At 60.0% G+C, this 18,718-nt stretch carries 20 protein-coding genes; 15 read left to right on the forward strand and 5 right to left on the reverse strand.

Annotated features, from left to right (window positions below):
- Positions 1 to 27 precede the first annotated feature (27 nt).
- From ACNAZS_RS01075 to ACNAZS_RS01110, 8 genes are all read left to right on the forward strand, one after another.
- Complete coding sequence (locus ACNAZS_RS01075; RefSeq protein WP_415785279.1) at positions 28 to 1,050, forward strand: membrane dipeptidase; 1,023 nt, start codon at positions 28 to 30, stop codon at positions 1,048 to 1,050.
- Positions 1,051 to 1,067: 17 nt separating this feature from the next.
- Positions 1,068 to 2,093, forward strand: a complete 1,026-nt coding sequence (locus tag ACNAZS_RS01080; protein ID WP_415785281.1) for a Bug family tripartite tricarboxylate transporter substrate binding protein — start codon at positions 1,068 to 1,070, stop codon at positions 2,091 to 2,093.
- A 38-nt stretch (positions 2,094 to 2,131) separates the two neighbouring features.
- Positions 2,132 to 3,151 (forward strand): Bug family tripartite tricarboxylate transporter substrate binding protein, encoded by a 1,020-nt coding sequence (locus tag ACNAZS_RS01085; protein WP_415785283.1) that lies wholly within the window; start codon positions 2,132 to 2,134, stop codon positions 3,149 to 3,151.
- Between the two features lie 63 nt (positions 3,152 to 3,214).
- Entirely contained in the window at positions 3,215 to 4,978 is a 1,764-nt protein-coding gene (locus ACNAZS_RS01090; protein WP_415785285.1) for a gamma-glutamyltransferase family protein, read from the forward strand.
- Between the two features lie 106 nt (positions 4,979 to 5,084).
- A complete protein-coding gene (locus ACNAZS_RS01095; protein ID WP_415785287.1) occupies positions 5,085 to 6,266 on the forward strand; it encodes a hypothetical protein in 1,182 nt (393 codons plus the stop codon).
- 25 nt (positions 6,267 to 6,291) lie between these two features.
- Positions 6,292 to 7,884, forward strand: a complete 1,593-nt coding sequence (locus ACNAZS_RS01100; RefSeq protein ID WP_415785289.1) for a serine hydrolase — start codon at positions 6,292 to 6,294, stop codon at positions 7,882 to 7,884.
- A 271-nt stretch (positions 7,885 to 8,155) separates the two neighbouring features.
- Positions 8,156 to 8,560: a DoxX family protein gene (locus ACNAZS_RS01105; protein WP_415785291.1), complete on the forward strand. Its 405-nt coding sequence runs from the start codon at positions 8,156 to 8,158 to the stop codon at positions 8,558 to 8,560.
- Between the two features lie 24 nt (positions 8,561 to 8,584).
- Complete coding sequence (locus ACNAZS_RS01110; protein ID WP_415785294.1) at positions 8,585 to 9,151, forward strand: peroxiredoxin; 567 nt, start codon at positions 8,585 to 8,587, stop codon at positions 9,149 to 9,151.
- A 54-nt stretch (positions 9,152 to 9,205) separates the two neighbouring features.
- Here ACNAZS_RS01110 and arsC read toward each other — a convergent pair whose 3' ends face one another.
- The 3 genes from arsC to ACNAZS_RS01125 all read right to left on the reverse strand — a co-directional run bounded on the left by arsC (position 9,206) and on the right by ACNAZS_RS01125 (position 11,533).
- Entirely contained in the window at positions 9,206 to 9,559 is a 354-nt protein-coding gene (gene arsC, locus ACNAZS_RS01115; protein WP_415785296.1) for an arsenate reductase (glutaredoxin), read from the reverse strand.
- Between the two features lie 81 nt (positions 9,560 to 9,640).
- Positions 9,641 to 11,089, reverse strand: a complete 1,449-nt coding sequence (locus ACNAZS_RS01120) for a CoA transferase (RefSeq protein ID WP_415785298.1) — start codon at positions 11,087 to 11,089, stop codon at positions 9,641 to 9,643.
- 117 nt (positions 11,090 to 11,206) lie between these two features.
- Positions 11,207 to 11,533 (reverse strand): tetratricopeptide repeat protein, encoded by a 327-nt coding sequence (locus ACNAZS_RS01125; RefSeq protein WP_415785300.1) that lies wholly within the window; start codon positions 11,531 to 11,533, stop codon positions 11,207 to 11,209.
- Positions 11,534 to 11,708: 175 nt separating this feature from the next.
- Here ACNAZS_RS01125 and ACNAZS_RS01130 point away from each other — a divergent pair, with 175 nt between their 5' ends.
- On the forward strand, positions 11,709 to 12,200 hold the full coding sequence (locus ACNAZS_RS01130) for a glutathione peroxidase (protein WP_415785302.1): 492 nt from the start codon (positions 11,709 to 11,711) through the stop codon (positions 12,198 to 12,200).
- Between the two features lie 11 nt (positions 12,201 to 12,211).
- Here the strand turns inward: ACNAZS_RS01130 and ACNAZS_RS01135 are convergent, their stop codons facing one another.
- Entirely contained in the window at positions 12,212 to 12,691 is a 480-nt protein-coding gene (locus ACNAZS_RS01135; protein ID WP_415785304.1) for an Lrp/AsnC family transcriptional regulator, read from the reverse strand.
- A 129-nt stretch (positions 12,692 to 12,820) separates the two neighbouring features.
- Between ACNAZS_RS01135 and ACNAZS_RS01140 the strand changes: the two genes are divergently transcribed.
- From ACNAZS_RS01140 to ACNAZS_RS01165, 6 genes are all read left to right on the forward strand, one after another.
- Complete coding sequence (locus ACNAZS_RS01140) at positions 12,821 to 13,732, forward strand: DMT family transporter (RefSeq protein ID WP_415785306.1); 912 nt, start codon at positions 12,821 to 12,823, stop codon at positions 13,730 to 13,732.
- Positions 13,733 to 13,838: 106 nt separating this feature from the next.
- Complete coding sequence (locus ACNAZS_RS01145; RefSeq protein ID WP_415787003.1) at positions 13,839 to 14,534, forward strand: glutathione binding-like protein; 696 nt, start codon at positions 13,839 to 13,841, stop codon at positions 14,532 to 14,534.
- Between the two features lie 137 nt (positions 14,535 to 14,671).
- Positions 14,672 to 15,169 carry a GNAT family N-acetyltransferase gene (locus ACNAZS_RS01150; RefSeq protein ID WP_415785308.1) on the forward strand — a complete coding sequence of 166 codons (498 nt, stop codon included), beginning with the start codon at positions 14,672 to 14,674 and terminating at the stop codon, positions 15,167 to 15,169.
- Between the two features lie 17 nt (positions 15,170 to 15,186).
- Positions 15,187 to 15,462: a biotin--protein ligase gene (locus ACNAZS_RS01155; protein ID WP_415785310.1), complete on the forward strand. Its 276-nt coding sequence runs from the start codon at positions 15,187 to 15,189 to the stop codon at positions 15,460 to 15,462.
- Positions 15,459 to 16,238 carry a lipoate--protein ligase family protein gene (locus ACNAZS_RS01160; RefSeq protein WP_415785312.1) on the forward strand — a complete coding sequence of 260 codons (780 nt, stop codon included), beginning with the start codon at positions 15,459 to 15,461 and terminating at the stop codon, positions 16,236 to 16,238. Before ACNAZS_RS01155 ends, ACNAZS_RS01160 begins: the two co-directional genes overlap by 4 nt.
- A gap of 31 nt (positions 16,239 to 16,269) precedes the next feature.
- Positions 16,270 to 17,100: an RsiV family protein gene (locus tag ACNAZS_RS01165; RefSeq protein ID WP_415785314.1), complete on the forward strand. Its 831-nt coding sequence runs from the start codon at positions 16,270 to 16,272 to the stop codon at positions 17,098 to 17,100.
- A 121-nt stretch (positions 17,101 to 17,221) separates the two neighbouring features.
- On the opposite strand, the gene ACNAZS_RS01170 is transcribed toward ACNAZS_RS01165, so the two are convergent.
- The gene (locus ACNAZS_RS01170; RefSeq protein WP_415785316.1) at positions 17,222 to 18,511 is read right to left on the reverse strand and encodes a Glu/Leu/Phe/Val family dehydrogenase; all 1,290 of its coding nucleotides are present in this window, start codon (positions 18,509 to 18,511) and stop codon (positions 17,222 to 17,224) included.
- Between the last annotated feature and the right edge of the window lie 207 nt (positions 18,512 to 18,718).

The raw sequence follows: 18,718 nt of genomic DNA on the forward strand, positions 1-18,718 counted from the left end.
ATGACCCTATTACAAGAGAAGCCACTTATGGATAGCCACAGCGCCGATTTGCACCATCGCGCCACCATCATCGACGGATTAGTTTTCTTTAGCGACGGGAGCACGCGCGACATGCTCGAGGGCGGCGTCAGCGCCATCAACGTCACTGTCAGCGACATGAGTGCGGACTTTGAACAGGCGATCAAGGATGCGATGGCCTGGCGTCAACGCTGCGCCGAACCGGACAGCGCCTGGGTCCTGATCGAAAAGCCCGAGGATATTGTGCGCGCTAAAGAGACCGGCAAATTGGGCTTGATCATGGGCTGGCAAAACGGCAAGCCGTTGGGCGACCAGATTGACCGCGTCGCCCTCTTTCACACGCTCGGCATTCGCGTTATCCAATTGACCTACAACGAGGCAAACCTGTTGGGCGATGGCTGCCTGGAAAAGCGTAACGCGGGCTTGAGCGATCTCGGCCTGAATATGATCGACGAAATGAACCGCGTCGGCATGGCGATCGACCTGAGTCATTGCGCGCCTCAGACCTGCCTCGATGCCGCGCATCGTAGCAGCAAGCCCGTGTTCCTGACGCACGCCAATGCCAATGCCGTGATCAAGCGCCCGCGCAATAAATCGGACGACGTCATCAAGGCGGTAGCCGCGACAGGCGGCGTGGTGGGCTGCAGCATCCATGCTTATCTGAGTTGGCGTGGCGACCCTCGGCAGCAACCGCTGCTATCGGATTTTGTCGCCAATGTGAAGTACATCGGCGAACTGGTCGGCTATGACCACGTGGGCATCGGGACGGACTTTCCCTCTGTCGACACCTACGAGGCCGTGCGCCACGTGATGGTGATGTCGCGCACTAAATATGCCAAATCGGGCGGTGATTTTTCTGATGCGTTTGGCGATGTGATGCAAGCCCGCTACCCCGTCGAGACGCCGACGCCGGCACAGTTCCCTGCCTTTACCCAAGCACTGCATCAAGCGGGGCTGACCGACAGTCAGATTCTGGGCGTGGTGGGCGGCAATTTCCAGCGCGCATTGGCGCAAGCTTGGGCAGCGGCCTGAATCGAGTGGAGTTCACCATGACAACGTTTCTTTCGAATACCCTCGTTAAGGCGAGACCCGCGACAACTGGGCACCCTATAGCCGCCATGCTCGCCGTCGCCGTGCTGAGCAGCACCGCCGCGCTGGCGTCGACGCCAGCACAGGCTGCCGATGCATTCCCGACTCATCCTCTGCATATTGTGGTGCCTTATCAGCCAGGGGGTTCCACGGACACCGTGATTCGCCGATTTGCAGAGCTGGTCGCGCCCAAGCTGGGCCAGTCCATCGTCATCGAAAACCGCGGTGGCGCAGGCGCCACGCTGGGCGCGCGCGCGATCAAGTCGGCCGAGCCCAATGGCTATACACTGGCCGTGCTGCCTAGTCCGGTCTACCGCATGCCCCATATTCAAAATATGGGCTATGACCCCACGAAAGACTTTACCTACATCATGATGCTCAGCGGTTATACGCTCGGTGTCGCAGTACCCGCGGATTCGCCCTATAAAACGTGGGGCGATTTCATCAGCTATGCCAAGAAAAATCCCGACGAGGTCACCTACGGGACGGCCAGCGTAGGTAGTGCGTCCAATGTGATGATGGAGGAAATCGCTACACGCAATGGCGTCACCTGGCGCCATATTCCGTACAAAGGCGAATCAGACGTGCTGACGGCTGTCGTCGGCGGCCAGGTCACCGCCTATGCGGGCTCGACCACGGTGCAGCCGTTGGTGAAAGCCGGAAAAATGCGCATGCTTGTGACCTGGGGCGCAGACCGCAGCGCGCAGTATCCCGAGACGCCTACGCTGCATGAGCTGGACGGTACCCCTCCCGCTAACGCGCCTTTCGGTATTGCCGGCCCCAAAGACATGCCGCCCGACGTCGTGGCGACATTGCATGATGTGTTCAAAGAGGTCGCTGAGTCAGAGGCTTTTCAGCAGATATTGACGCAGTATGGTCAAGAGCTCGTTTATATGAATGGCAAAGACTACGAGGCCTATGCTGCGCAACAGTATCAGTTGGAAGCCGAGATCGTGCGCAAATTAGGTTTGGCAGCGAATAAGTAGTTTGATTTTTCAGACCGGGAAGCACTCAGGAGATTTTTATGATGACGCGTGCATTTGTCTTCTTGCGTTCCACCCCCCGCATCAGCCGGGCCATCGGGTTATCAGGACTCATCGGTTTGCTCGGGTTGCTGCAACCCGCGACGACATTCGCAGCGGATCCCTGGCCTGACAAGCCGATACGCATGCTTGTCGGTTATCCGCCCGGTGGTGGAACGGACACCGTGGCGCGCGTGCTGGCGCAGGAGTTGGGCAAGGAGCTCAAACAATCCGTTGTCGTCGAAAATCGCGGTGGCGCCAGTGGCACCATCGCGGCCCAGCAGGTGGCCCGGTCTCAGCCAGACGGCTATACGGTGATGTTTGCCACCGCGTCGCCATTGACGGGCGCACCGCTGACGATCAAGGGCCTGACCTATGACCCCATGAATGATCTGGTCCCCGTAACCCGGATCGGCGGCGGACCATTCATCCTGGTGGCGAATCCGGCGTTTCCGCCCAACACCTTGCCCGAGCTGGTGGACTATGCGCGCGCTCGTCCCAATGAGGTCAACTACGCCTCGCCAGGTGTCATGACCGCCAATTACTTTTTCATTGAACAACTGAACATGGACACCGGCATCAAGACGGTGCACATTCCCTACAAGGGAAGCTCGGCACTGCTAAACGACGTCATGGCGGGCCAAGTGGAGTACACGCTAGACACCCCGGGGACGACCCTCCCCTTGTTGCGCGCCGGCAAGCTCAAGGCATTGGCTGTCTTTAGTGAAGAACGCCTGGCGCGTCTGCCGGACGTGCCGACGGCCAAAGAAAGCGGCTTTCCCGCCATGGTCGGCGGCTCGTGGTACGGGCTGCTGGTGGCGCGCGGTACACCGACGGAGATCGTCGACGCCTTGTATCAGGCCACTAAAGTTGCGCTCGGCACCCTCGAAGTCCGCCGTGCCATGGAAGAACGCGACGTGATTATCGAGGGCAGTTCACCCGCAGAATTCAAGCGCTATCTACAGGCCGAATTCAAGCGGTGGAAAGGGGTGACGAGCAAACTGGGACTCTCGCCGCAATAATGTAGCCAATCTCGCACGCGGTGTTCTTTGCCGCGCGAGCACAGCATTTATCCGGAGGCATTCTTGTCCACCACGACCTACGCACCTGACCTGACCAGCGGCAGCGCCCCGACCTCGATGCGGCCCGCGCTGGCGGGCCTGAACCACATGATTTCGGCGGGCCATTATCTGGCGACCCAGGCCGGCATGGATATTTTGCAGGCCGGCGGCAACGCCGTGGACGCTGGCGTGGCGGCGGGTATCGCACTCGGCGTTGTGCAAAGCGACATCGTCAACTTTGGCGGTGTCGCCCCCATCCTGGTTTATCAAGCGCAGACAGGCAAAGTCTGGAGCATTTCGGGTTTGGGCTACTGGCCCCGCGCCACTCGGCTGGAAACCTTTCTGGAAAAGCACGGCGGCACCATCCCGGCCGGCGTGCTGCGCACCGTGATTCCCGCGGCGCCCGATGCGTGGATTACCGCGCTCGAGCGTTTCGGCACCATGAGTTTTGGCGAGGTGGCCGCCGGCGCTATCCAATTGGCGCGTGATGGCTTCGTCATGTATCCGTTGATGGCCGAAGTGCTTGCCGACAACGCCAAGAACTATGCCCGCTGGGCGTCCAATGCCGCCATTTATCTGCCTGGCGGCAAGCCTCCCGCCGCAGGATCGCTGTTTCGTCAGACCGATCTGGCCGCCAGTATCCAGTACATGGCGGATGAGGAGCGTACGTGCCAGGGCGACGGTCGACTGGCGGGCCTGGCGGCGGCGCGACGCGCGTTCTACGAGGGCGATATCGCAGCGGCGATCGTCAACTATCACAAGCAAGAAGGCGGGCTGATCACGCACGAAGATTTACGCGACTTTTCCGTTGAGGTCGATCCCGCGCTTGTCACCGATTTTCGTGGCACGCAGGTGCACAGCTGCGGCTTTTGGTGCCAGGGACCGTCGCTGTTGCAGATGCTCAACATCCTGGAGCCGCGCGACTTGCGCGCGCTGGGCCATAACTCCGCGGCCTATGTGCATTTGTTGACCGAAGCCATCAAGCTCGCCTTTGCCGATCGCGAAGTGCACTATGCCGATCCGCGCCACACGCAAATCCCGCAAGGGGATCTGCTGTCCAAGGAATATGCACGTCAACGCCTGGCCATGATTGCGGCAGATCGCGCCGGTCCCGACATGCCCCCGGCCGGTAGTCTGCCGTATAGACGCGATATCGACCTGCGCCCCACCGGGCCCGATGATACGGCGCGCACGGATCCCCGATTGGATACCTCTTATGTGGCGGTCGTGGACAAGGACGGCAACGCGTTTTCGGCAACCCCCAGCGACGGCTCCTACAACATTCCGGTTATTCCGGGCACCGGCATCTGCGCCTCGGGGCGCGGCAGCCAATCGTGGGCCGAGGCCGGGCATCCTTGCCGGGTCGGCCCTGGGCGACGTCCCCGATTGACCCCCAACCCCTCGATGGCGATACGGCCCGGGGAATATGTCATGCCCTTTGGTACGCCGGGCGGCGATGTTCAATGCCAGGCCATGTTGCAGACATTTTTGAATATCGAGGTCTTCGGCATGGATGTGCAGCAGGCGATCGAAGCACCGCGCTTTGCGACCTTTAGTTTTCCCTCTTCGTTCGAGCCCCACAATGCCATGCCGGGCCGGCTCATGATCGAGGATTTGGTCGCCCGCGGCGTGGGTGACGAGCTTGCCGCCATGGGGCATGCGGTGCATTGGTGGAAAGACCGCAGTTGGCGTGCTGGCGCGCTGTGCGCCGTCAGGCACGAGCTGCAAAGCGGTATCCGCTGGGGTGGAGCGGACCCTCGGCGACCCGCTTACGCGGCGGGCTGGTGAATAAAGCAGGGTTTGCAGATCGTTAACAAACAAAAATAATTTGTCGCGTTATGGCGCTTATTGCTAATATCGACGCACTTTTTGTTGCTTTCAGCAAACCCTGCTCATGTCGATCTTACGAAGACGGCGGTCCCTTTCTGGCACGGCCGTTCTTTCGGTGGTGCTGAGCAGCCTCTTAGGGATTCGTCCGGCGTGGGCCTCGCAATCCGAGATTTTTCTGGATCCCGCGATTGATCCCACGATCGCCCCTGACGAAAGCTATCCGCAGATATCGGGCCGGCTCATCGGCTATATCGAAAACGCCCATTTCTTTGACGTAAAGGGACCGGAGGGTGCCGGCCTGCCGTCGACTTGGCATACGTTGGACCCGTTCCTGCAGGGCGCCGCCGTCGCCAAACTGTCGCCCAATCTGGCGCTATCGGGGCTGGTCGAGTTTCGCTCGTTTGCCAATGGGCCTAATGACCGGGCTTTTGAGGATCTGGACGGCCAACTGCGCAATCTCTTTGTGACCTACGACGCGGGTCATGCGACCTATTTCGCGGGCAAATTCGAGGTGGGGTACGGAGAGGCCTGGCAAACGATTGACGGAATATACAGCGGGTTTTCGGGGGACTACAGTTATCCCGGATCGCTGGGACTGGGTGGGCGCTGGACGTGGCAAGGCGCCTCGGCACGCCATACGATCACGTCCATCCTGTTCAAGCGCGACAACACGATTTTTAGCCAGACCTGGGCCCACGACTATCCCGCCTTGCCTCGTATCGAGGATGGCGGCCCGGGCAATACCAATGGGCTGCAATCGGGCGGCATTTCGTACGACATTTCCGATATCCCTTCCCTGCCCGGCTTGCGCGGTGGATTTACGGTGGCCCGGCTGGCTCAAGGCAAAGGCGACAACGATCAGCGCGCCGAGACCGGTGTCGAAGCCCACGTCAACTACGAGACCCAACTCTCGGACAAGTGGGGGCTGCGCCTGTTTGGCGAGGCTGTCCATCTACGTGGCTTTATGGGTACCCAGACCGCCGCGACGGATTTGGTGGCATCGGCAACGCTATCCAAGGGGCCCATGATGTATACGGTCACGGCGGCTCGCCGAGGGCTTCATGCCTTGCAAGGCAGTCTGGCCGACCAGGGTTTTGTCGATAACCAGGATTGGGGCCTGTCGGCCACGGTGGCGTATGTCACGGACATCGGACTGATCGTGCAGGCGGGATTCTTGCGGCAGCAGGAGCAAGGTGTGTCGTTCAACCAGGGATTGCTGCGCCTGATTTATCAGACCGGCTTTTGACGTGTCCAAAAACAGGAGAACCAACATGCACAGCAAAGTTCAACGCGACAGACGGTCATGGACATCGTTGCGACGCTTGAGCGTAGCGACCGTCGCAGCCGCGGCGCTCGCGGTCGCCAGCCTGGGCGGCGTGGTCTACGCCTACAACCTGGATACGGCCGGCGCGTCCCGCCAGCAGGCACTCACGCTCGAGCAGGTGCAACGCGTACTGCCCGCCTTTGAAACCTATCTGCGCGACGTGATGGAGCGCAGCGGCTTGCCGGGCCTGGCGATGGGGATTTTGATCGATGGCCAGCCTGTACTCGCCCGTGGCTATGGCGTGCGCGATACGCGCAGCGGCAAGCCGGTGGATGCCGATACGCTATTCCCGTTGGCCTCGGTGTCCAAAGTTTTCGCGGGTGCCTCGGTCGCCGCGCTGGTCGGCGAAGGCACGGTGCAGTGGGATAGCAGAGTCTCGGACTTAGTGCCCGATATCCGTTTTCGGGACCCGTATGTCACGAGCGAAATGTCTCTGCGTGATTTGATGTCGCAACGCACGGGATATGCCGCGTTTTATGGCGAAGACCTGGAAGTCATCTTTGGCTATTCGCGGGACGAGGTCTTTCGGCGATTGCGCTATCTGCCGCCGGCTACCCCCTTTCGTACGCAATATGCCTATTCGAACTGGAACTTGACTCTGGCGGGCGAAGTGGCCGCGCGTACGGCACACCTGTCATGGGAAGATCTGGTGCGCAGCCGAATCATAACGCCACTGGGAATGAGCCAAACCGTTGTCACGCACGAGGAATTTCTGAAAGTCGACAATCGCTCGGCCGCACATGAGCTCGTCAATGGACGCGCGGTCGCGACCGATGTGAACCCCCATAACGCGCAAGCCCCCGCTGGTGGCGTGTATTCCACGCTGAACGACATGCTGCGCTTTATCGCGTTTGAAATGGATGAAGGAAAGTATCAGGGCAAACCCATCGTCGCCGAAGACGCGATGCGCGAAACGCAGACGGCTCAGACCATCATCAACCCGGCTTTTCCGACACTGCATTATGGATTGGGGCTAGAGGTCCGCGATGACCGAGGCCGCAAGGTACTGGAGCATAACGGCGCCTTTGAAGAAGGCATCAATACCCGTATTTCCTTTATGCCGGCGCAACGCCTGGGCATCGTGATATTGACCAACACACCGCCCATGGGCGTGCCCGATGCGCTGGAATACAAGTTGATGACGCTGCTATTTGCCGACCGGCCCGACGAGGATATCTGGCCGGATCTGCGGGACAAGTGGCATGAGGCCCTGACCGGCCTGCTCGATCGCCCCGGTCGTCTGCACGGGACGCCTCCCGCAGGCGCCGGGTCGAACATCGACGCCAAACGCTACGTCGGACGATATACGCACGAGTACTACGGCGATATCGTGATTGAACAGGACGCGACGGGCTTGCGAATGGTGGCGGGCGTATCCCCCGCGCTGCCTATCGAGCACTGGCAAGGCAATACATTTCGCGTACCACTGCTCGCCGACGCAGCCCTGAATTTCATCCCGGGCGCCAATCAGGTTAGCGACGCGTTGACCCTGTCGGAGATTGACGATATTCCCGACGCGTTATTTCTGCGTAAACCTTGAGTTTGCGCCGCCCGTCTTGCTGCGTGACGACTGGATTAAGGCGCCGAGCGCCGTATAGCCAACCACGCCGCGGTAGGCGGGCCGCAACCCTCGTCAACGTTCGAACAGAACGAGGAATTTCCACACATTTTGCTGTATATCCAACGAATCCTTGCCATTGCCCAAAGATTTGTAATAATGAGCGCATTCACCATGGCGCGTGAGTCCTGCCAAGGGTGGTGACCCGGATCGTTTATTGACCGACCGTACGACTTTGACGAAGAGAGACAACATGATCAAGTGTGATGACACGGGCAAGCTTATTTTGCGCCTCGCGGTAGGTATTTTGATCTTGCTGCATGGCTTGATGAAGATCTCCAGCGGCGTAGGGGGCATCGAGGGTATGCTGACCTCGCATGGCTTGCCTGCCTTTATCGCGTATGGCGCTTATCTTGGTGAAGTCGTGGGTCCGTTGCTGGTCATCGTGGGTTTGTATAGCCGCGTGGGCGCCTTGTTGATGACGGGCAGCATGGTGGTGGCAATCTTGCTGGCGCATATGGGGCAAATCGGTAGCCTGAACGCCCAGGGCGGTTGGGCGCTGGAATTGCAAGGCATGTTCCTGTTCAGCTCACTGGCTGTCCTCTTTTTGGGCGCCGGCCGCTTCAGCCTGGGGGGTTCCGGCGGTCGCTGGAACTAATTTTTGACCAAACCCGAGCGATCAATGATCAAACGTTGCTTGCCCCTGTTGACCTTGGCTGCGGCCTTGGTCAACCCCTGGCCGGCGTTCGCCGAGCTATCCGTTGGTGCGCCCGCGCCCGATTTTTCGGCGCCAGCCTCTCTGGGGGGTGAAGTCTTCACGTTCCAGCTCAACGAGGCGCTCAAGCAAGGGCCGGTGGTGCTGTACTTTTATCCGGCGGCCTTTACGCAAGGTTGCACGATCGAGGCTCGCAATTTTGCTGAGGCCACCGACGATTACAAGGCGCTGGGCGCGACGGTCATCGGCGTCTCTGCCGATGATATCGAGACCTTGAAAAAATTCTCGGTCAGCGAATGCCGCAGTAAGTTTGCGGTGGCGGCCGACGGCGATCAGACCGTCATCAAAGCCTATGACGCCGCGCATGACCGTCGCCCCGAGACCGCGACGCGGGTGTCGTACGTCATATCGCCGGATCACAAAATTCTGTATGCCTATACCGACATGAGCCCCGACCGCCATGTCGCCAATACACTGCAGGCGCTGCGAGACTGGCGCGCCAGCCAGCCGCAATCACAGCCACCGCAACGTTAGCGTTAGCCGTCGTCGTTGCGACGACGGCACTTCTATCTTTTCGCCGATAAAGGCTCAGGGCAAAATCTCGCTGACCAACTCGGTCGGGCGACATAGCCGGGCGCCCTGCTCCGTCACGACGAACGGACGATTGATCAGGATGGGATTCTCGATCATGGCGTCGAGCAATTCGTCGTCAGTCACATCGGACGCGGCCAGGCCGAGCTCTTGATAGAGCGGCTCTTTGGCGCGCACGGCGTCGCGCACCGTCAGACCCGACTGCTCAATCAGGCCTGCCAAGGTCTGACGCGACGGCGGCGACTTGAGATATTCGATGATCGTAGGCTCGATGCCGGCGTCGCGGATCATCTGCAATACGTTACGCGACGTGCTGCAGCGCGGGTTGTGATAGATGGTGGCAGAAGACATGCGAGCTCCTTGGAAAAACGAGAGTCTACCCAATTGCGGCGTATTGCCCAATGCGCCTGATCGACGCACTTACTCAACATGCTAACTGAACGGCCACACCGTCGGATCGGTGCCGGGTGGCACCGACGGCCTGGACCAGCGCGCCGGCGTCAATGAAAACTGGGCCGCGTGCTTGACTGCCGTCAATTGTCCATATCCCGATGGACTGGATTCCAGATAGCTCTCGATCGGCGGCATGGGACGTCGCAAGCCACCGCTCACCCGGCCCAGCGACCGCAGCCAGCGCGCCGTTTGCGCCAGCGACACCCGCACGTGCCAACTGCCGCCCTCGGTCGCCTGACGTGTCAGGGCGACTTGCGCGCCAAACGCCATCAGATAACCCGACGCATGATCCAGGATCTGCATGGGCATGGGCTTAGGTTCCTTGATGCCTGCCGCTTCTGCTTCGGCATGATTGAAGCCGGTGGCCGTCTGTACCAGCGAATCAAAGCCACGCCGCTGCGCCCACGGACCACTGTCGCCATAGGCCGACAGCGATACATACACAATGCCCGGTCGCATATTGGCCACCTCTTGCGGACCGAAACCCAACGACTGCAGCGCGCCCGGTCGGTAGCCCTGCACAAACACATGCGCGCTGCGCAGCAGGTTCGCCAGGGCGATCCGGCCATCCGCCGTTTCCAGGTCGGCATGCACCGATAGCTTGCCCCGGCTCGTTTCCGCAATCGTCTCGATATTGGGCAGATGGGGCGAGTTGATCAACATAACATCGGCGCCGTAGGCGGCTAGCGCGCGTCCACAGACGGGACCGGCGATGATGCGGGTCAGATCCAGTACGCGGACGTCTTTCAAGGGGCGGGCATCGTGTAAATATTTCGGCAACGGACGCGGATCCGCATCGCCAATGCGCGTCACGCTCAGCGCGGGCTGGCCTGCGATAGCCATGCCCTGCGGATGGTGGTCCCAGTCGGCAAAACGGCGCATTGCGGCCACCACCAATCCCGCATCGGCGGCCTCTTGTTCGAACTCGAGGGCGCTGCGCTGCGACAGCGCCTGCTCGACCATGGCTCGCGTCGTCTCGGGCCCCGTGGGGCAGCCCAACAGGGCCAGCGCGCCATCTCGATGATGCGCAAAGTTGGCATGAATACGCACCCAGCCGCCGTCGCCGCAGCGATAGGTGCCCGTCAACTTGTCTTGAATCTCGTGTTCCACGCCATCCAGCGTGAAATAACTGCGGCATTCTTGCGCAGCATGCAGCATATCGATGGCCACGCGTTGCCGAGTCCCGCCGCGCAGATGCCAGATCTCCGCCGCGGCCAGCGCGGCGGCGCCCATACTGGCCTGTGCTGCGGTGCCCACGGCAAACGATGAGGGAAACACAGGTTCCCCGCCCGAAAGGTCGATGTAGTCCATGGACTCATCGGGCATATTCAAGCCGCGCCATAACGACTGCAATGCATCGCGAGCCGTTTTGCTGTTGCGGTCCTGGCCGCCGGGATATGGCGGAAGTAAATCGATGAGTCTGCCCATAATTGCTATTGCATCAGTGATCGGTGGCGTATACCTCCGATTACAGAGCGCACGGCCAAGGGCGTCAACATCCGCCAAGTGCCGCGCCCCGGGGAGGGATACATCTGCTTGTGGGTTTTACAACGGGCTGGCGCGATCAAGGCGTTTCAGGAAAACCTGCAGCTCTTTGATGACCTGTTGATCGCCGCGGGATTGCGCGGCCTCGATGCCGCTTTGCCACGCCTGCCGGGCACCGGCGAGATCGCCCTGCCCTTGCAGCGCCTTGCCTAGCCATTTCCAGGCAACAGAATATTGCCCGTCCAGCTCCAGCGCGGCCTGTAAGTGCGGGACGGCAATGTCGTACTGTTCCTGCTCGACATACGCCTTGCCCAGGGAAAAACGCAACAACGTGTTGTTTTGACCTTTAGCGAGCATCGCTTCGAGTCGTTTGACCAAATCATCCATGGGGACTCCTTTACCTGCCTTTTCTCCATGATAGGCGGATCACGTCCTAAAACACGGTGAAACCGTAAGCTTGGCAAGGACAAACCAATTGTGTCTGGGTATGCCCAAGAGCGGATCAATGCCGCGAGGGCGTGGTAGCCTGTTGATTGTGTAAAGCGTCGGTTGAGAGGCCATTATGAGCACAATCTACGATTTTTCCGTGAAAGACATCCAGGGTAACGAGCAATCACTCGAGGCCTATCGCGGCCGGGTGCTGCTCGTGGTCAACGTGGCGTCGAAATGTGGATTCACGCCGCAGTACGCTGGACTCGAAACGCTGTATCAGGATTGTCAGTCGGCTGGGCTGACCGTACTGGGTTTTCCGTGCAATCAGTTTGGCCATCAAGAGCCGGGCGACGAGGCCGAGATTCAGCAATTTTGCGCTACCAACTACGGCGTGACCTTCCCCATGTTTGCCAAGATCGACGTCAATGGCGACGACGCTCACCCCTTGTATCGTTGGCTCAAGGGTGAAAAACCCGGCGTGCTGGGCACCGAGGGTATCAAATGGAATTTCACCAAATTCCTCGTGGGCCGCGATGGCCAAGTCATCAAGCGCTATGCGCCGACGGATAAGCCTACCTCGCTCAAGGACGATATTCTGCGCGCCTGCGACACGCAGGTCTAGCGATCCCAGGTCTAAGCGCGCGGCGACTGCAGCGGTGGCAGGCGACGGCGCACGGTGCAGGACTTGACGATCGCGGTGTTCGTTTCGGCGTACTCGGTGATGCGATCGAGTACGCCATCCAAGTGCTCGATCGATTTCAGCACCAGGCGCGCGATGAAGCAATCCTCGCCCGTGACTTTGTCGCACTCCACCACCTCGCCGATCTCGGCGATGAGGGTCTCTACCTTGCGCAACTGCCCCGGCAAAGGCCGGATACGCGCGATGGCGGTCAGCGTGTATCCCAGCGCAACGGGATCGACGTCCAGGGTATAGCCCCGCACGACCCCTGATTCCTCGAGCCGGCGCAGCCGGTCTGTGACGCTGGGCGCCGACATGCCGACGTGGCGCGCCAGGTCGGCGGTCGTGGTACGCGCATTGGCCGTCAACTGCTGCACGAGACGACGATCAATGCCGTCGAGGATGTCGTTTTCGATTTTTAGGTCACTGTTCATAATTATCTCCAAAACAAAGGCAGATGATTCGAATCTTCTATTTTTTCCCCTATTATGCATCCAATTCGGCTGGGATAATTTCTCCATGGACGACGCGGCATTCCCGCCGCACGTACAAGGAGTTTTCCCATGAAGACAAGCAATGACAATGTCGGCCTCATTCAAATGGCCGTCGCCATGATGATTTCCGGAACGGTCGGGGTATTTGTGCTGGAGTCCGGGCAAAGCGCCTGGAATGTAGTGTTTTTCCGTTGCGTGTTTGGGGCCCTGGGGCTGTTGGCCTATTGCCTGGCGCGTGGCCTGCTGCGTCCCGGCATCTTTACCCGCAAGACGCTCGCCTGGACGATGGTGGCGGGTGTCGCCATTGTCTTGAACTGGGTATTGCTGTTTTCCGCGTATCGCCTGGCGTCGATTTCCTTGTCAACGGCCGTCTATAACTTTCAGCCGTTTTTCCTGATCGCCCTCGGTGCGATTTTCCTGGGTGAACGCCCCTCCATGGGAAAGCTGGGCTGGTCCGTGCTGGCGTTTGGTGGATTATTACTCGTGCTGCAAATCGAGCCCACTGAATTGGCCGAAGCCGGCGGGTACTTGCATGGCCTGGCTCTGGCATTGGGCGCCGGGGCGCTATATGCCGTGACGTCCATTATCGTCAAACGGCTTAAGCCTATTGCACCTCACGTGCTGGCCTTGGTGCAAGTCACGCTGGGCGCCCTGCTGTTGCTGCCCATGGTGGATTTCACGGCGTTGCCCACCGGACCCACGCAATGGGGATTGGTCGTGATGATCGGCCTGCTGCATACCAGCCTGACCTATATCCTGTTGTACTCGGCTATTCAGAAACTGCCCACGACCTCGACCGCCGCGCTCGCGTTCATCTATCCGGCGATGGCCATTTTGCTGGATTATGTCGTTTATGGTCAGCAACTGGCGTTGTCGCAAATCGCGGGTGTCAGTCTGATTTTCCTGGCGGCGGCCGGCGTCAGCCTGAATTGGCAGTTCAAATGGCGTGCCGCGCCCAAGGCGCAAAGCCCCACTTGCTAGTGGGGCTTGCGGCGCGACGGCCCGGATACCCGCTATCATGAATGCCATCGCGCCGCCCCTGTTCCCTCTACCTGATCGGGTGGCCCTCGCACAAGGATCCTCCCCCATGATTGATCTTTATTACTGGACCACACCCAACGGACACAAGATCACCCTCTTTCTCGAAGAGGCCGGTCTGGATTATCAAATCTTTCCGATCAACATCAGCAAGGGCGATCAGTTTCAACCCGAATTCCTCAAGATTGCACCCAATAACCGCATCCCGGCCATTGTGGATCAGGCACCCGCCGATGGCGGCGAGCCGATTGCGTTGTTCGAGTCGGGCGCAATCTTGCTGTATCTGGCCGAGAAAATCGGCAAGTTTTTGCCGCAAGATGTGCGCGGCCGCGCCGACACCCTTCAATGGCTATTCTGGCAGATGGGCGGCCTTGGCCCCATGGCCGGCCAAAATCATCACTTTGGAACGTTTGCCCAAGAGCGTATCCCCTACGCCATTGATCGCTACGTCAAGGAAACCAATCGCCTGTACGGGGTGCTCAACAAACGCCTGGCAGATCGTGAATTCATCACCGGCGAGTACTCGATTGCGGACATGGCCGCTTATCCCTGGATCGTGCCGTACGAACGGCAAAGCCAGGATCTGAACGACTTCCCGCATCTGAAACGCTGGTTTGAGGCGATCGGAGCCCGTCCCGCGACGCAGCGCGCCTACGAGAAAGCCAAGGCCATCAATACCGCACCGACGGTCAAGACCGACGAGTCGCGTCGCATCCTGTATGGTCAAACGGCTCAAAACGTGTAGCAGGCTGTGCGTAGTCGGGCTCGCTGAGCTTGCCCCGCTAAGTAAGGCCCGCTCAGTACGCCTACACTGAGCAAGCCTCGCTACGTGAGCCTTCTTTAGGGGCCATGCTGAATAAACCTAGTCGCGTAAACCGTCTTATGTCTACGACTGAAAACATTCCGCCGCCTCATCTGGGGGCGCTGCAGTTCCGTCGCGCTCTCAGGGAGGACCTGGACGCGATTGTCACCCTGCTTGCCGACGATGTCCTGGGCAATCGTCGCGAGGATGCCACCCTGCCCGCGCGGCCGTGCTATGTGCAGGCCTTTGAGGCCATTGACCGGGACCCTAATCAATTTCTGACGGTGGTGTCGCGTGGCGACGAGGTGGTTGGTTGCCTGCAGCTTAGTTTCATTCCAGGCTTGTCGCGTCAGGGCCTGTGGCGCGGCCAGATCGAAAGCGTGCGCATCGCCGCCTCGGAACGCGGCGCCGGTACCGGTCATGCGTTGTTCGAATGGGCCATTGGGCAATGCCGTGAGCGCGGTTGTGGCCTGGTTCAATTGACGACTGACAAAACGCGCAGTGATGCCCAGCGGTTTTATCAGTCGTTGGGATTTACGGCCACGCACGATGGGATGAAGCTGGAACTCGCCCCTTAAACTGGAACCCGATATTTATGCACGGTGAATACAAAGTCCCCGGCGGCAAACTGGTTGTCGTCGACCTGGATGTCAAAGACGGCGCGCTGGCCGATGTGCGCGTAAGCGGTGATTTTTTCCTGGAGCCACCCGAGGCGCTGGACGTCATCAATGCAGCGTTATGCGGGTTGCCGGCCGACGCGGATGAGGCCCGCATGGCCGCTGCCGTCGCGGCGGCGCTGCCTGACGACGCCGAGCTGTTTGGGTTTTCCGCCGAGGCCGTCGCCGTCACGGTACGGAGGGCACTGGCATGAGCGAGCGCGCACAATGGAATGACTATCCCTGGGAACTGATCCGCGAGGGTCCGCAGGCTCCGGAATTGCATATGGCGCTGGACGCGGTCATTACCGACGAAGTCGGCGCCGGCCTGCGCCCGCCGACGCTGCGCATCTGGGAATGGTCTGAGCCCGCTGTGATCATCGGGCGCTTTCAGTCGCTGAAGAACGAGGTCGACCCCGAGGGCGCGCAACGCTACGGCGTCAAGGTCGTGCGCCGAGTCAGCGGCGGCGGCGCGATGTTTGTCGAGCCGGGCAACACCATCACCTATTCGCTCAGCGTGCCTCAGGCGCTGGTGCAAGGCATGACCTTTCAGCAATCGTATGAGTACCTTGATGCATGGGTGCTGCGCGCGTTGCAGGATTTGGGCATCACGGCCTGGTACCAGCCGCTCAACGATATCGCTTCGGATATCGGCAAGATCGGCGGCGCGGCACAAGCCCGTCGTGGCGGCGCCGTCCTGCATCACGTGACGATGTCGTACGATATCGACGTCGACAAGATGGTGCAGGTGCTGCGTATCGGTCGTGAAAAGCTCTCTGACAAGGGCACCACCAGCGCTAAAAAACGCGTGGACCCCCTGCGTAGTCAGACTGGCCTGGAACGCGACGTGATCATTGATCGTATGCTACAAACCTTTCAAAGCCTGGCGTCATTGACGCAGGTGCCGCTCGGCGAGGCCACCCTGGATAAAGCGCGCATCCAGGCACAGGAAAAATTTTCGAGCTCCGAGTGGACGTCTCAAGTCCCTTGAAATAACGGGTTGCTCACGTCTCAGGAAATCTATGCAACATACCTCAACCCAGACTCCCCGCACACGTTCATGGGTCCCGGCCGGCGCGCTGGCTATCCTGGCCCTGCTGGCCGGCTGCGCGAGTTCGCCATCGGATATCAGCCTGCCCTCGTCCGTGCCGCAGCCCGACAAATCGGAAGCCCAGGTCGCGGGATTGAATGTCCAGAAAATTCAATGGAAAGGCACCAAGCCCGGCTGTCAGGGGCAGTGTCCCCTTATCGAGATCGACAGCGTCGGCTTTCCGGATATCGCGAAGCTGACGGAGCTTGTCGATCACGTCCTGGCCTATATGACGGGCGTGGATCCCGATCGCCCTCGCCCCTACGGCACGCTATCGGAATACACCCAATATTTCTGGCAAACGGCGCAGTCCCGTGACGCCACGTACTTCAACGCCAGCGTCGTCGGTGTAACGAGCAAGATCATCGCGATTGAATTGAACACCAACCAGTACCTCACCGGCGCCGCGCACGGCATTCCCGCGACCCAATATCTGAATTGGCAGCGAGATCGCTCACGCGTTCTGGCGCTGGACGAGGCGCTGGAGCCCAATCAGCACGCCGCGTACGTGGATGCCTTGCGTCGCGCGCATAAAACCTGGCTGACTCAAAACGAAGACGCCAAACGCGATCCGGCGGCCTACGACAAAATGTGGCCGTTCCAGGAAAGCGATAACTTTGCGCTGACACCCCAGGGCATGCTCGTCAAATACGACGCCTATTCGATTGCGCCGTACTCGCATGGCGAGCCGGAATTGCTGATTCCGTATAGCGAACTCAAGGGCACGCTACGCCCGGAGTTCATCCCGGCTGCGGGCGGCTGACACACGGATGTCGTCCGCCTGAAGCCGATCAGCGATGGGGCTCGCGCGCGTTGCTCGGGCCGCGCAAGCACCGTCGCTGCACCACCCCCGGTGTCCCGGGGTGGCAGGCCTTTTCAATCGATCACGGATACAGACCGCGCACCTGACGAGCTTGCAGGATGCGCGTGCAGGCCACAATAAACGCGGCGGTACGCAGCGTGATCTTGTGCTCCTTGGCCGTCTGTGAGACCGCCGCATAGGCTTCACGCATCAGGCGTTCGAGGCGCTGGTTGATTTCCTCTTCGCTCCAGAAGAAGCTCGAGAAATCCTGCACCCATTCGAAGTAGCTCACCGTCACGCCGCCGGCGTTGGCCAGCACGTCGGGCACGACTAGAATCCCGTTCTCGCGCAGGATGTCATCGGCCTCAGGTGTCGTCGGGCCGTTCGCCCCTTCGACCACGATCTTGGCGCGCACCTTGTTGGCGTTGGTAATGTTGATCTGGCTTTCCAGGGCGGCGGGGATCAGGAAATCGGTTTCCAGCTCCCAGAATTGCGCGTTGTCGAGGACTTGGCCGTCGCTAAAGCCGCTGACGCCCCCCGTTTGCGAGACATGCGACAGCAACTTATGCACGTCCAGCCCCGCGGGGTTGTAAACCGTGCCGGTGTGATCTTGCACGGCAAGGACCTTGGCGCCGAGCTCGTGGAACAGGCGCGCCGCGGTGCCACCCACATTCCCAAACCCCTGCACGATTACGCGCGCCTTGCTGACGTCGATATTGCAATCGCGTGCCGCCTCGCAAGCAGTGACGAACACACCGCGGCCCGTGGCCTCGACCCGCCCGAGGCTGCCGCCCAGAGAGATCGGCTTGCCGGTAACCACGCCGGTCGCCGTAGAGCCTTCGTTCATAGAGTACGTGTCCATCATCCACGCCATGGTTTGCGCGTTGGTGTTCACGTCAGGGGCCGGAATGTCTTTCGTGGGGCCGATGATGACGCCGATCTCCGACGTATAGCGACGCGTCATGCGTTCGAGTTCGGACTGCGACAACAAACGCGGATCAACCCGGATGCCGCCTTTGGCGCCACCGTACGGCAGGTTGACCGCGGCGTTCTTGACCGACATCCACGCAGCCAGCGCCATGACTTCGGAGAGCGTCACGTCCTGGTGAAAACGCACCCCGCCTTTGCCGGGCCCGCGCGACGTGTTGTGCTGGACTCGATAACCTTCAAAGTGGGCCACAGTACCATTGTCGAGCTCGATGGGGACATCAACAATCAGCGCGCGCTTGGGTCGTTTGAGCGTTTCGACCCAGCGGGCCAGCGGGCCAAGATACGGGGTAACACGATCTACTTGTTGCAAATACACGCCCCAGGGGCCGAGGTGTTCGGCATCCAGGTACGACGGCAAAGCGTGGGCGGGTTTATCCGACATGAAGGTCTCCAGGCTAGGAACTCGTGTCATTGTAACGACGCTTTTTATAGCGTCCCCATTTAAATTCATAAAATTTAAATGGGGACGCTATAAATCAATGCGTTGTGGGGAACGTACCCGCCCATCTTAAGGCGCAAGCAAGTGCCAGGCTAGCCTAGTCAGCATACACGGCGTGCATGGATTCTATGCAGTAGCCTGCATCGCACT

The organism is Bordetella tumulicola, assembly GCF_965138755.1.
GTDB lineage: Bacteria > Pseudomonadota > Gammaproteobacteria > Burkholderiales > Burkholderiaceae_B > Bordetella_A > Bordetella_A tumulicola.

Bases quoted from the DNA above. Each gene is read 5' to 3' on its own strand.
- ACNAZS_RS01075 (WP_415785279.1), top strand. From the start codon at position 28: ATGGATAGCCACAGCGCCGATTTGCACCATCGCGCCACCATCATCGAC.
- ACNAZS_RS01080 (WP_415785281.1), top strand. From the start codon at position 1,068: ATGACAACGTTTCTTTCGAATACCCTCGTTAAGGCGAGACCCGCGACA.
- ACNAZS_RS01085 (WP_415785283.1), top strand. From the start codon at position 2,132: ATGATGACGCGTGCATTTGTCTTCTTGCGTTCCACCCCCCGCATCAGC.
- ACNAZS_RS01095 (WP_415785287.1), top strand. From the start codon at position 5,085: ATGTCGATCTTACGAAGACGGCGGTCCCTTTCTGGCACGGCCGTTCTT.
- ACNAZS_RS01100 (WP_415785289.1), top strand. From the start codon at position 6,292: ATGCACAGCAAAGTTCAACGCGACAGACGGTCATGGACATCGTTGCGA.
- ACNAZS_RS01105 (WP_415785291.1), top strand. From the start codon at position 8,156: ATGATCAAGTGTGATGACACGGGCAAGCTTATTTTGCGCCTCGCGGTA.
- ACNAZS_RS01110 (WP_415785294.1), top strand. From the start codon at position 8,585: ATGATCAAACGTTGCTTGCCCCTGTTGACCTTGGCTGCGGCCTTGGTC.
- arsC (WP_415785296.1), bottom strand. From the start codon at position 9,559: ATGTCTTCTGCCACCATCTATCACAACCCGCGCTGCAGCACGTCGCGT.
- ACNAZS_RS01120 (WP_415785298.1), bottom strand. From the start codon at position 11,089: ATGGGCAGACTCATCGATTTACTTCCGCCATATCCCGGCGGCCAGGAC.
- ACNAZS_RS01125 (WP_415785300.1), bottom strand. From the start codon at position 11,533: ATGGATGATTTGGTCAAACGACTCGAAGCGATGCTCGCTAAAGGTCAA.
- ACNAZS_RS01130 (WP_415785302.1), top strand. From the start codon at position 11,709: ATGAGCACAATCTACGATTTTTCCGTGAAAGACATCCAGGGTAACGAG.
- ACNAZS_RS01135 (WP_415785304.1), bottom strand. From the start codon at position 12,691: ATGAACAGTGACCTAAAAATCGAAAACGACATCCTCGACGGCATTGAT.
- ACNAZS_RS01140 (WP_415785306.1), top strand. From the start codon at position 12,821: ATGAAGACAAGCAATGACAATGTCGGCCTCATTCAAATGGCCGTCGCC.
- ACNAZS_RS01145 (WP_415787003.1), top strand. From the start codon at position 13,839: ATGATTGATCTTTATTACTGGACCACACCCAACGGACACAAGATCACC.
- ACNAZS_RS01150 (WP_415785308.1), top strand. From the start codon at position 14,672: ATGTCTACGACTGAAAACATTCCGCCGCCTCATCTGGGGGCGCTGCAG.
- ACNAZS_RS01155 (WP_415785310.1), top strand. From the start codon at position 15,187: ATGCACGGTGAATACAAAGTCCCCGGCGGCAAACTGGTTGTCGTCGAC.
- ACNAZS_RS01160 (WP_415785312.1), top strand. From the start codon at position 15,459: ATGAGCGAGCGCGCACAATGGAATGACTATCCCTGGGAACTGATCCGC.
- ACNAZS_RS01165 (WP_415785314.1), top strand. From the start codon at position 16,270: ATGCAACATACCTCAACCCAGACTCCCCGCACACGTTCATGGGTCCCG.
- ACNAZS_RS01170 (WP_415785316.1), bottom strand. From the start codon at position 18,511: ATGTCGGATAAACCCGCCCACGCTTTGCCGTCGTACCTGGATGCCGAA.